This window comes from Burkholderia sp. SIMBA_051, from assembly GCF_046534915.1.
Classification (GTDB): Bacteria; Pseudomonadota; Gammaproteobacteria; order Burkholderiales; family Burkholderiaceae; genus Burkholderia; species Burkholderia ambifaria.
The window spans coordinates 1-266 of sequence record NZ_JAWRXS010000366.1 but is presented as its reverse complement, the minus strand read 5'-3'; the positions used below and the strand labels follow the sequence as shown (position 1 = coordinate 266).

Annotated in this window: 1 protein-coding gene; it reads left to right on the top strand. The window is 34.6% G+C overall.

Annotation, left to right across the window (positions count from 1 at the left end; translation table 11 throughout):
* Nucleotides 1-77: 77 nt before the first annotated feature.
* A partial coding sequence (locus SB771_RS34885; protein WP_410722025.1) for a hypothetical protein occupies nucleotides 78-266 on the top strand: 189 nt, incomplete at its 3' end.

The window sequence follows — 266 nt, the reverse complement described above, 5'->3', positions numbered from 1 at the left end:
CATACACTTTTTCCCATTACGCCATCGAGTCTGTAACCTCTTTTATCGTTTATTGTTACCTAGGGTATACGCAAACAGTGAACCCCTATAAACAAGCTGGTTTAGTCGCGACTGTTTATTGGTTTATTAACTTATGTGTCGGTGCTTTGCTATATATATTGTTAGAATTACCAATTGAGCCTTTAGTGTATTTCATTTCAGCTTTGCTGCATGTTCTTGCTGTTTTATTAGGGACTCTACTTAGTATTAAATTACGTTATAAAATA